At 36.2% G+C, this 12,586-nt stretch carries 10 protein-coding genes; 4 read left to right on the top strand and 6 right to left on the bottom strand.

Annotated elements, in window-relative coordinates:
• Nucleotides 1-320: 320 nt before the first annotated feature.
• Entirely contained in the window at nucleotides 321-677 is a 357-nt protein-coding gene (locus tag VF726_RS25370; RefSeq protein ID WP_000025063.1) for a YgzB family protein, read from the top strand.
• Between the two features lie 201 nt (nucleotides 678-878).
• On the opposite strand, the gene perR is transcribed toward VF726_RS25370, so the two are convergent.
• The 6 genes from perR to VF726_RS25340 all read right to left on the bottom strand — a co-directional run bounded on the left by perR (nucleotide 879) and on the right by VF726_RS25340 (nucleotide 5,170).
• The gene (gene perR / locus VF726_RS25365) at nucleotides 879-1,307 is read right to left on the bottom strand and encodes a peroxide-responsive transcriptional repressor PerR (RefSeq protein WP_000237831.1); all 429 of its coding nucleotides are present in this window, start codon (nucleotides 1,305-1,307) and stop codon (nucleotides 879-881) included.
• A gap of 298 nt (nucleotides 1,308-1,605) precedes the next feature.
• Nucleotides 1,606-2,061: a thioredoxin-dependent thiol peroxidase gene (gene bcp, locus VF726_RS25360; RefSeq protein WP_440172919.1), complete on the bottom strand. Its 456-nt coding sequence runs from the start codon at nucleotides 2,059-2,061 to the stop codon at nucleotides 1,606-1,608.
• A gap of 44 nt (nucleotides 2,062-2,105) precedes the next feature.
• On the bottom strand, nucleotides 2,106-2,510 hold the full coding sequence (locus VF726_RS25355) for a potassium channel family protein (RefSeq protein WP_000964347.1): 405 nt from the start codon (nucleotides 2,508-2,510) through the stop codon (nucleotides 2,106-2,108).
• A gap of 72 nt (nucleotides 2,511-2,582) precedes the next feature.
• A complete protein-coding gene (locus VF726_RS25350; protein WP_071724344.1) occupies nucleotides 2,583-3,368 on the bottom strand; it encodes an ABC transporter permease in 786 nt (261 codons plus the stop codon).
• 4 nt (nucleotides 3,369-3,372) lie between these two features.
• Nucleotides 3,373-4,164, bottom strand: a complete 792-nt coding sequence (locus tag VF726_RS25345; protein WP_440172918.1) for an ABC transporter permease — start codon at nucleotides 4,162-4,164, stop codon at nucleotides 3,373-3,375.
• Nucleotides 4,157-5,170: an ABC transporter ATP-binding protein gene (locus tag VF726_RS25340; RefSeq protein ID WP_440172917.1), complete on the bottom strand. Its 1,014-nt coding sequence runs from the start codon at nucleotides 5,168-5,170 to the stop codon at nucleotides 4,157-4,159. The genes VF726_RS25345 and VF726_RS25340 overlap by 8 nt, the downstream gene beginning before the upstream one ends.
• Nucleotides 5,171-5,291: 121 nt before the next feature.
• Between VF726_RS25340 and hemL the strand changes: the two genes are divergently transcribed.
• The 3 genes from hemL (at nucleotide 5,292) to VF726_RS25325 (ending at nucleotide 12,580) form a co-directional block, all read left to right on the top strand.
• Nucleotides 5,292-6,596 (top strand): glutamate-1-semialdehyde-2,1-aminomutase, encoded by a 1,305-nt coding sequence (gene hemL, locus VF726_RS25335; RefSeq protein ID WP_440172916.1) that lies wholly within the window; start codon nucleotides 5,292-5,294, stop codon nucleotides 6,594-6,596.
• 200 nt (nucleotides 6,597-6,796) lie between these two features.
• Nucleotides 6,797-11,233 (top strand): glutamate synthase-related protein, encoded by a 4,437-nt coding sequence (locus VF726_RS25330; protein ID WP_440172915.1) that lies wholly within the window; start codon nucleotides 6,797-6,799, stop codon nucleotides 11,231-11,233.
• A gap of 258 nt (nucleotides 11,234-11,491) precedes the next feature.
• Nucleotides 11,492-12,580, top strand: a complete 1,089-nt coding sequence (locus VF726_RS25325; RefSeq protein WP_440172914.1) for an aromatic acid exporter family protein — start codon at nucleotides 11,492-11,494, stop codon at nucleotides 12,578-12,580.
• Nucleotides 12,581-12,586 lie beyond the last annotated feature (6 nt).

Below are 12,586 nucleotides of genomic sequence, written 5' to 3'. Positions count from 1 at the left end.
AGCCGCTCATTTGCGACTTCCTTATGTTAACATCTTCATTTTTCAATGTCAACTAAGTTTTTCATTTTCTTTTTGCCGTTTTCTGCGTTTCCGCATCAGCGACGGTTATTAATATATCATGCAGCACATAAAGGGTCAATACTTTTTATAAAAAAATTTCACATCCCGTTCAAACTTTAAAAACATGTTCCAAAAATTATTAAAGTCCCACTTCATTCTTCATCACATTCCGTATTTCCTATCTTATCACTTTAGCACGTTTTCGGACGAGTGAAAATTCTAAATTTTATGTTATATTATTGTTATAAGGAGTGGTGAGAATGAGCATTAAGTATTCAAACAAAATCAATAAAATCCGGACCTTTGCATTAAGTTTAGTATTTATCGGCCTCTTCATTGCATACTTAGGAGTCTTTTTCCGTGAAAACATTATTATTATGACAACATTTATGATGGTTGGCTTTTTAGCTGTTATCGCTAGTACTGTCGTTTACTTTTGGATCGGTATGCTATCCACTAAAACTGTACAAATTATTTGTCCAAGCTGCGATAAACCTACAAAAATGCTCGGCCGTGTAGACGCATGTATGCATTGCAATCAACCTTTAACAATGGATCGAAATCTAGAAGGAAAAGAATTTGATGAGAAATATAATAAGAAGAGCTATAAGTCATAAGTATATATGGGGACAATGCATCCTTACAAAACTAAACATGAAAAGGTGATTTCTTAATTAAGAAATCACCTTTTGTATTTATCTTTAATTAAATTAGGTTGTGTACTGAACATTTTAAATCCTCCTGAACGTAACGTAATTCCCATATATAATAAAGAAAGAGGTTGACGTAAAGCCGTCAGCCTCTTTCTTTATTATATATTACGCCTTATGACACTCTGGACAAACGCCATAAATTTCTAAGCGATGACTATTAATAACGAAACCTGTCGTTTTCGCAGCTTCCTCTTCAAGCTGTTCCAAACCTCCATAAGGAAAATCAACAATCTTACCACATTTTTCGCAAATCACATGATAATGTTGACTTGTAACATAATCAAATCTACTTGAAGCGTCTCCATAAGTTAATTCCTTTACAAGTCCAACCTCTTTAAATACACGTAAGTTATTATAAACAGTTGCAACACTCATATTTGGAAACTTACCTTCTAATGCTTTATAAATGTCATCCGCTGTTGGGTGCGTCATAGATTCCACAAGGTACTCTAAAATAGCATGACGCTGTGGAGTAATGCGTACACCCGTATTTTTCAGCATTTCTAGCGCTTCTTTTAATTCTTCTTTGACCACCGTCATGCACCCCGATTCTATACGGATTATTATTTTATAATTCTTATAAAGAGTGTACTCCTTTTCTTATAAATCGTCAATATTTCTACTATAAGTATGTGGTTTATTTTTGCATATAGCTTTATTCTTATACATCTTTCCCCATTTTCTATACATTTACATAGAAAAAAAGTGCGACATAATCGCACTTGGAATACTATCATCTGAGGAGGTATGCCCTACACTTCACTTTATGTAAGACGATAAAATATGTATAGACACTCGCCTTACTTCTATATATTTTATCTCCCAAATGAATTTATTTTATATAAGAAAGAACATCTTCAATATGTCCCTTCACTTTCACTTTACGCCATTCTTTTACAAGCTCACCGTCTTTATTAATAAGGAATGTAGAACGCTCAATTCCCATGTACTCTTTTCCAAAGTTCTTTTTCAATTTCCAAACATCGTACAATTCCGCTACCTTATGATCTTCATCTACTAAAAGCACAAATGGAAGTTCATGCTTCTCAATGAATTTCAGATGTCTGTTCGCTGAATCAGGACTTACACCAAGAATAACTGTATCTTTCTCGTGAAATAATCCATATGCATCTCGAAAATCACACGCTTCAGTTGTACATCCTGGAGTCATATCTTTCGGATAAAAATATAGAACTACATTTTTACCACGAAAATCAGCTAAGCGAACTTGTTCCCCGTTACTTCCCTCTAATGTAAATTCTGGAGCCATTTCTCCTACTGTGATCATTGTTATCACTCCTACTCTTTTCTTTTACTATATCAAATGCTATCTTATTTTTCATTGTCTATTACAGACCGCATTACAAAAGCAAACGGTAATGTATATCCAATTAGCGCTTCTGCAATCGCAATCCATCTCCCTATTCCAATCGGAGCTATATCACCGTATCCAACGGACAACAAAGTAACTGCGCTAAAATATAAACAAATTTCTACAAGTTGAAAAGATTGGGCATGCAAGCTTTCTCCATCTTCTTTCAAAACTGCAAAACCCATTTCTTCTAATACAACATAACTTAACCCAAACGCAATTAGTACCGTTGTATAAATTAGAAATAAGGAGGCTAAATTATACAGCGAAAAGAAACGCCTAGAATCTGAATATGAACTCCATAACAATTGGACACTTCTCAAAATAGCGATTGCTGCAATTAATAGAATAAATCCCCATAACATGTCCTCCACCTCATTTTATATGTATGAGACGGCCATTAGATTTATCCCTTAGAAACAAACAAGCTTCTTTAATTAATTCCCAGCACCACGGTACCTTTTTACCCCTTGATTCCAAAGAGTGATTGCAATCGTAAAACAGATAACACCAACAAATGGTGTTGCAAATGCATAACTATTCCACTCTGTTTTTCTTAAGAAGTATGCTGCTGGATACACCCCAACAAACGCAAATGGTAGAACAAACGTTAAAATGAAGCGAATCACACGGTTATAAATATTAACAGGATAGCGACCATAGTTACCTATGTTATACATTAGCGGCATAATTGAACTTTTCGCATCCGACCAAAAGCCAAGGCTTGCAAGCGTAACAAATATCCCTCCATATACAAGTGCGCCCCCTCCTACCATTAGTAAGAATAAGAAGAAATCGTACCAGTAAAAAGATAATTGCAGCTCCACTGCTGCATATCCCATTACAATTATTCCTGTAATCGCTCCAATTAAAGATTCAAGTTCCATTCTTTCTAATATAATTTGAAATAAACTATGAATCGGTCTCGTTAATATACGATCCATCTCTCCTTTAATAATGTAACGATCATTAAAATCCCATATGTTAAAGAAAGCTGAGAAAATGGCAAACGGTACTAAAAAGAAACCATAAATAAAGATTACTTCTTCTCTACTCCAGCCTTTTAATGCTTGTGTATGCCCAAACACAACGAGAATAAAGATTAAATTAACAGCCTGTAGTGATAAATCAGAAAGTAATCCAACGATAAAATCGCCCCGATACTCCAATTTTGTTTTTATATATTGGCTTGCATATTGCAAAAATAAGTTTATATACATCATCTCATCATCCCCCTTGTACAATTAGACGTTTTCTCGCCGTTCTCCACATGAGTACAATTGGAATAATAAGTACAATTGCCCAAATTACTTGGAATAATAATGCCTCATACAATTTACTTCCTTGCATACCTTCTGAAAAAATCATACTCGGAATATAACTAATGGCCTGAAACGGTAAGAATACCATTGCCTTCTGAGCCCATAACGGATAAAAACTAATTGGTAATAATAGACCTGAAAATAAATCAATAACAACACGTTTTGCATACATAATTCCACTATTATTAAATAGGAAGAACGTGAGCATCCCCGTCATTAAATTAATTTGTGTATTAATAATAAAACTAAATATTAAAGATAAGAAGAAATATAACCACGTTTGAAAATTAGTTGTAATTTGCAATGAAAATAATAGGGTAACGATAACCATACCCGGGATTGAAAAGAAGGCAAAGCGAAATATCCCTTCACCAAGACCTTGCATCACTTTCATTCCTAAATAGTTATATGGACGAATCAGTTCTACCGCTACACGTCCTTCTTGAATCTCCATCGCAATTTCCCTGTCTATATTATTAAAATAAAAGGCACGTGCCATCCACGCAATTGCGATATACGTAGTCATTTGTGAAATAGATAAACTTTCAATATTCTCTTTTCCACTATAAATTGCTTGCCATAAAAAATAATACGCACCGATATTAATTGTATAAATTAAAATCCCGCTATAATAGTTTGTACGATACGCAAGCATCATTAAAAAGCGAATCCGAATCATTTCAATGTACTTACCCATGTTTAATACCTTCTTCATAAATGTTACGAATAATTTCCTCTGTAGACACTTCGTTAATTTTTAAATCTTTAATTTGAAAGGCTTGTACTACTTTAGAAATAAGCATTGAAATGATAACTTCTTCATTCGGTATTTTTGCAATCCACGCGTTTTCCTCTTTCGCTTTCGACCAAACGACATGACTATCTGGCATAACCATTGATAAATCCTGATAGGAAACTGGTGCAATAAATTGAAAATGTATTTCCTTCTCTGCTCCCCACTGCGTACGAAGATTATTTAAAGAACCGTCATACATAATATTTCCTTCATCCAGCATGATAACGCGCTCACATAAAGCTTCAATATCAGTAATATCATGAGTTGTTAATAAAATTGTTGTTTTATAACGTTCATTCATTTCTTTTAAAAATTCACGTATTTTCAATTTCACAAGTACATCTAAACCAATTGTTGGTTCATCTAAAAATAATAACGGCGGATTATGAATTAATGCAGCCGCTAATTCACAACGCATTCTTTGACCTAGAGATAACTTTCGCACTGGCTTATCTAATAAAGGCCCAATATCTAACGTTTCAATCACGTGCTCCATATGTTCTTTATACTGAGCGTCTGATACACCGTACACTTTTTTTAATAAACGAAACGATTCTTGTACAGCAATATCCCACCAAAGTTGCGAGCGTTGACCAAAAACAACACCAATTGTTCTTACGAATTCTTCTCTCTGCTTATGCGGATTCATCCCATTTACTAAAATCTCGCCTGATGTCGGAGTCAAAATCCCAGTAAGCATTTTAATTGTCGTTGATTTACCGGCACCATTCTCACCAATATACCCAACCATTTCACCTTGTTTCACAGTAAAAGATACGTCATTTACTGCTGGTACTATTTTATAATTACGATTTAATAAATCGCGAAATGCACCCTTTAAACCTGGACGACTTGAATAGGCTGTAAATTCTTTGCGTAACCCTTGTACCTCAATTACCGATTTCATAACCGGACCCCCTTCCTAAATGTCACAACGAATAGTTTACCCAACTGCCTTCTCTATCACAAACAATACGTCTTTTCGAAAAACATGTTAGAATAATACATAGATTTTTGTAAGGAGATGAATGGTAGTGAAATTCACAAAATCAGAAGCATTACATAAAGAAGCTTTAGAACATATCGTTGGCGGCGTTAATAGTCCTTCTCGTTCTTTTAAAGCAGTTGGCGGCGGCGCTCCTGTTGCTATGGAACGTGGAAAAGGTGCTTATTTCTGGGATGTAGACGGAAATAAATATATCGATTATTTAGCAGCATACGGTCCTATTATTACTGGACATGCTCACCCGCACATTACAAAAGCAATTACAACGGCTGCTGAAAATGGTGTACTTTACGGAACACCAACAGCTCTAGAAGTAAAATTTGCAAAAATGTTAAAAGAAGCCATGCCTGCATTAGATAAAGTCCGTTTCGTAAACTCTGGTACTGAAGCAGTAATGACAACAATTCGTGTCGCTCGTGCTTACACAGGCCGCACAAAAATTATGAAATTCGCTGGCTGTTACCACGGTCATTCTGATTTAGTACTTGTAGCAGCTGGATCTGGTCCTTCTACACTAGGAACTCCTGACTCAGCCGGCGTACCACAAAGTATCGCTCAAGAAGTTATTACCGTTCCATTTAATAATGTAGAAACTTTAAAAGAAGCATTAGATAAATGGGGACATGAAGTAGCAGCTATTCTTGTAGAACCAATTGTTGGAAACTTCGGTATTGTAGAGCCAAAACCTGGCTTCCTTGAGAAAGTGAATGAACTTGTTCACGAAGCTGGTGCACTAGTAATTTATGATGAAGTTATTACTGCTTTCCGCTTCATGTACGGTGGTGCTCAAGACTTACTTGGCGTAACACCAGACTTAACAGCTCTTGGTAAAGTTATTGGCGGTGGACTTCCAATCGGTGCTTACGGTGGTAAGAAAGAAATTATGGAACAAGTTGCCCCTCTTGGACCTGCATATCAAGCTGGTACAATGGCAGGAAATCCTGCTTCTATGGCATCTGGTATTGCTTGTCTAGAAGTTCTTCAACAAGAAGGGCTTTATGAAAAGTTAGATGAACTTGGTGCAATGCTTGAAAAAGGAATTTTAGAGCAAGCTGCAAAACATAATATCGATATTACATTAAACCGCCTAAAAGGTGCTTTAACTGTGTACTTCACAACAAATACAATTGAAGATTACGATGCAGCACAAGATACAGACGGTGAAATGTTCGGTAAATTCTTCAAGCTTATGCTTCAAGAAGGAGTGAACTTAGCACCTTCTAAATATGAGGCATGGTTCTTAACGACAGAACATACAAAAGAAGATATTGAATATACAATTGAAACTGTAGGCAGAGCATTTGCTGCATTAGCAAACAATAAATAATCCCATTATTTAAAAGGAAAAAAGAAAGCACATCTTTCTTTTTTCCTTTTTTCTATTTCATAAATTCCTTATTAATAGTATAATTATTCATAATTATCTGTTTAATTTTTCTTTTATATCCTTACTATCTTTGTATACAAGGCTGCTCACGCCTTAAATAGTAAGATTATTCAAACTTCAATAAGAGGGGGGATTGACGGATGCTCAATAAAACAAATACATGGACACCGTCTTTATTTCGAGATTATAAAAATGCAGAACATGATGCGTGTGGAATCGTTTCCGTCATGGAGAAACGAAAAATTCCTACAAAAGAAAACATTGACCTTTGCATACAATCACTCGTCAAAATGAATCATAGAGCTGGTTTCATTAATGGTGAAGGCGATGGGATTGGCATTCACATTGATGTACCAAAAGCACTTTGGAGTGAAAAACTAAAAAGTAGCGGATATAATCCAACGATCGTGGATCATCCCCACTTTATCGTTGGACATTTTTTTCTAAACAAAAGCGCAAATATAATTAATTTAAAAAATCATATTCGTACACAACTAAACAACGAAAACTTTGCACTTCTTTTTGAAAGTGATGATGTAATAAACTCCGATGCACTCGGTCCGCTTGGCAAACAAGAAGAACCTTTATTTTGGCAAGTTGCCCTTATCGCAGAAAATGAAGTTGCAAATATTGAGCAAACATTATTTTCAGTAACGATAAAAATAGAGGAAAACGAAGCGATTCATGTTGCTTCCTTAAGTCGTGATCATGTTGTATATAAAGTTCTAGGTGCTGGTGATACACTTGTTGCTTATTATAATGATTTACAACATCCGCTGATCTCTTCAACTATGACATTAGGACATAATCGCTATTCTACTAATACATTATCTAATTTTTTTCGTGTACAACCATTTAGCATTCTCGGACATAATGGTGAAATTAACACGATCGCAAAATTACGCGATCAAGCTGACATGATTCATGTTCCACTTACTGCTGGGGGCAGTGACTCCCAAGATTTAAACCGCACCTTAGAAACTCTACTTGTTCAATACGACTACAGCTTATTTGAAGCAATGGATATACTATTCCCACCAATTATTAATGAAATTAAACTTTATGAACCGCATTTACAAGATTTATATACGTATATACGTGAAGCATGGGGCCATTTCGCGCAAGGTCCAGCTGGTATTATTTCACGTTATAAAGATGAAGCTGTTTTCAGCGTTGATTCCCTTGGACTACGACCAGTATGGAAAGTGGAAACAGAAAGCTCTTATATTTTCTCTTCTGAACCTGGAGTTGTATCACCAACTGAATATGTAGCAGAACCGAAACCACTCGCTCCTGGAGAAAAAGTCGGCCTAAAGTGGAATAAACAAGATGAGCTTGTTCTTTATGAATATGACAAATACCAAGCTCAAGTATACGACCGTTTTAAAAAGCGAGTTGATACTAAAGATTATCGTTTAAACTTATCTACCCCTGAAACGAAAGAAATCCAAGGATTATGTGATTCTATGCAAGTTGAAACGAAGCAATACGTTGCTTTTGGATGGGACCGAGAGCATATTCAACTTCTTGAACAGATGGCAACAAAAGGCGTTGAGCCAATTCGCTCACTTGGTCATGACTCACCACTTGCTGCACTCGATACTGATAGACGAAATATCGCTGACTTCATTAAGGAAAGTGTAGCCGTCGTTACAAATCCAGCAATCGATCGTGATCGAGAGGTCGAACACTTCTCCACACGAACGATACTTGGAGAACGCCCAAGTTTATTAAACAGTGCTAAACAACCATTTGTAGTTGAGATGCTTTCCCCAATTATTTTAGAAGGAAGTGTAGCGCAATCTATTGCAGAGGAATTACACACCATTACGTACGAACAACTTATACAGCTATTCAATACTCATAGCTCTATCGCTACAATCTCTGCTACATTCAGTCCGGCAGAAACTTTACAATGCGCCTTAAGTCGCATTAGTTCTGAAGCGATAACAGCCGTGAACGATGGAGCTTCCCTACTATTAATAGACGATGCCAACGCCCATCTAAATGAACAGTTATGGATTGATCCGCATTTAGTGACCGCTAAAGTACATCAAGTATTAAGCGAAAATAAATTACGTCGAAACTGCTCTCTCGTTATACGTTCTGGTGCCCTTCGCTCCTTACACGATATCGTCACACTATATGGATTAGGAGCAGATAGTATTAATCCGTATTTATTATTTGCAACCGTAAATGATGGGACGAAAACACCACTTACGAATTTATATCATGCACTTAATAAAGGACTAGAAAAAGTCATTTCAACAATTGGAATTCATGAATTACGTGGTTACGGTCGCCTCTATTCTTCTATCGGATTACATGAGGAAATCGCAAATATATTACAAATTACGAATTTCCTCGGTTCAAATACTTTAGCTTTTTCGCTTGAGTCACTTGCTGAAGATGCACAAATGCGCGCGGATGATTATAACAATCCTAAAGTTAGAATGCGAAAATCTTTTCATATATTCCCGCGAATTTGGAAAGCAATCGGCGATGTTGCAAAAGGAAATTCTTATGATGATTACCGTGACAAATTAAGTGAGTTAGAGGAAAATAATCCAATCGCAATTAGACACCTTCTTCAAATGAAAGAAACAAAACATGTCGTTCCAGCTGAAGAAGTATCCATCCGTATTCAAAATCATGATTTACCATTTATTATTAGTTCCATGTCATTCGGTTCTCAAAATGAAATTGCCTTTCGTGCATATGCAGAAGCGGCCGATCAGCTAAATATGATTAGCTTGAACGGTGAAGGCGGCGAAATTAAAGATATGATTGGAAAATATCCACATACACGTGGACAACAAGTTGCATCTGGGCGATTTGGTGTAAACGCCGAACTACTAAATTCATCAAACTTAATTGAAATAAAAATTGGGCAAGGCGCAAAGCCTGGTGAAGGCGGACATTTGCCTGGTTCAAAAGTAACAGCCAAAATCGCTGAAGCGCGTAATGCTACAATTGGCTCTGATTTAATTTCACCTTCTAACAACCATGATATTTATTCCATTGAAGACTTAGCTCAAATGATTACAGAAATTAAAACGGCTAATCAACTTGCGAAAGTAGCTGTAAAGGTCCCTGTTGTCCCTAATATCGGAACAATTGCTGTCGGTATCGCAAAAGCTGGTGCTGATTTTATTAACATTAGCGGATTTGATGGTGGTACAGGTGCTGCACGTATTCACGCATTGCAACATGTAGGCCTTCCTGTAGAAATTGGCGTAAAAGCCGCTCACAATGCTTTATTAGAAGCAAATATGAGACATAAGGTAGAAATTTGGGCTGACGGTGGTATTCGAAGTGTGAATGATGCCTTGAAAATCATGCTCCTTGGGGCAAATCGTATTGGATTTGGTACATTATCGATGATTGCAATTGGCTGTACAACTTGCCGCGGATGTCATCTAGATACTTGTCACGTCGGAATTGCAACACAAATTGAATCTGAAGCACAGGCGAAAGAACACGGATTACGCCGCTTCGTCCCGCGTGAATTAGAAAGCGCCGTTGCTGGATTATTACATTTATTCACTACTTTTGGCGTAGAACTAAAGCGATTAACAGGAAATATTGGTTATACAAATTTACAAGAAATTGTCGGGCGTTCCGATTTATTAGAACAAGTTCGAGGCGAAAATTTGTTAGACTTATGTAATTTACTACAAACGATAGAACATCCATCTGTTCCAAAAACGGAACAGATACCGGAAAAACAATTTGAAACAGTTCATTCTCCTCATTCAAAAGAATTAGTAGGCGTTGGCGTAGAGCAGCGCGTTATGGGTGGTCTAGAATCTTGCTATCGCGTTCGTAGTAAATTATATGAAGACACGAAGCTTGAACCACTTACATTAAAGTATACGAATGGCTCTATTCCTGGAAATGGATTAGGTGCTTACAATAGTGAGAACTTATTTATACACGTAAATGGCGGTGCACAAGATGGCATTGGTAAAACTTCCTTTGGTGGTGGTATTTATATAACGAAAGCGAAAGGAAAAGACGGCATATATTATAACGGTTCTGTCGGAAAAGGTTTTGGATATGGTGCACAAAAAGGAGCGCTATACGTTCAAGGTAACGCCGACGCTCGCGCTGGCATTCGCCTCTCTGGAGCAGACATGATAATTGGAGGGCGCATGACAAAGCCACTCCGTGAAAAAGAGCAAGGAAATATAGGTGCATACTCTAATATTAAAGGTTTCGCTTTTGAATATATGACAAATGGGCGAGCGCTTGTTTTAGGGGATCCTGGCCCATGGATCTGCGCTGGCATGACTGGCGGTGTTGTTTATTTACGTCATGATGCAAGCTCAGGTTTAACAGAACAGGCCTTAAAAAGAAGAATCGCAAAAGGGGCAAATGTTACATTGCAACCAATTAGTAAAAATGGTGTGCAAGATGTGACTGAGTTATTGCTAGATTATATTCGTGTATTAAATGAGCATGAGCAATACGAGGAAGTTGCTTTATTAACACCGTTACTCGATGATATGCAGCACCAGTTTTTTGAAATCATCCCGAAAAAAGAGCAGGCTGACCCATCTATCTCAACAGAGTGATATACCTAACTTTCATTTTCAAGAATGAATTGACGAAGTACACTTCTCATAGTAATCTATAGTAACAATTTGAGACCTGCTGAAATTCAGCAGGTTTTTTTACTAAAAATTGATGTTTAAAAAGAATTAGGAAAAAGTATAAATGAATCTAAATTTCTTATTAACGTCACTAAAATATCACTTGCTAACATATTGTAATGAATGTATAGTATCATGTTGTACATTCATTATGACAAGAGAAAGGATCTTATTAAGGGTATGAAACTTGGTGCTCGCATTTTAAAAACGGGTATTGCCATCACATTAGCTTTATTTGCTTGTATTTTACTTCAATTACCGAGTCCGGTATTTGCGGGAATCTCAGCTATTTTCGCTGTTCAACCGTCTGTATACCGCTCGTATTTAACTGCTCTTGAGCAAATTCAAGCAAACGTCATTGGCGCGGTATTCGCTATCGTATTTGCTACTGCTTTTGGACATAATCCTTTTATTATTGGATTAACATGTATATTAGTAATTGCGCTTACGTTGCAATTACGATTAGAAAACACAATATCAATTGCTTTAGTAACAGTTATCGCCATTATGGAGTATCAGGGCGAAGATTTCTTTAGTTTTGCCTTACTTCGCTTTGCGACAATTATGATTGGAATTATTGCGGCTTCACTTGTAAATTTAGTATTTATGCCGCCAAAATACGAAACAAAACTATATCATCGTATCGTTGATAATACAGAAGAAATTGTTAAATGGATTCGAATGAATAGTAGGCAAGCTTCTGATTTTACAACGCTAAAAACTGATATTGATCGTATGAAAGAAAAAATGATTAAATTAAACCATTATTATTTGCTGTATAAAGAAGAAAGAAGCTACACGAAAAAAGTAAAGTTCGCAAAAATTCGTAAGCTCGTTTTATTCAGACAAATGTTAGCGACGACAAGCCGTGCTTTAAGTACGTTAAAATCATTGCATCGTACTGAAAATGAACTGCGCTATATGCCAGAAGAATTTCAAGAATCTATCCAAAACGAACTTGATTCATTAACGCATTATCATGAACAAGTTTTATTAAAATTTATTGGTAAAGCAAAAAAACAACAATCCGTTGAAATGCTGGATGAAGTTGAAACAGGTAAACAAGAATTAATTGATATCTTTATGGATTATCAAAACAAAGACGATGAGGAAGCGTATAAAACATGGCTACACCTCTTCCCTCTTATTTCTGCTATTATTAACTATAGTGAAGAAGTAGAGCATTTAGATTTACTTGTGGATAGCTTCTACACATACCATAAACCAGAAGCAGAACTTAAAATTGATGATAAAAAAGAAGACGAATAAAAAACA

The sequence above is a fragment of the Bacillus sp. Brlt_9 genome, assembly GCF_051948935.1.
In the GTDB taxonomy this organism is placed as follows: domain Bacteria; phylum Bacillota; class Bacilli; order Bacillales; family Bacillaceae_G; genus Bacillus_A.
The sequence above is the reverse complement of the archived record's forward strand: the minus strand, read 5'-3'. Positions and strand labels throughout refer to the sequence as shown.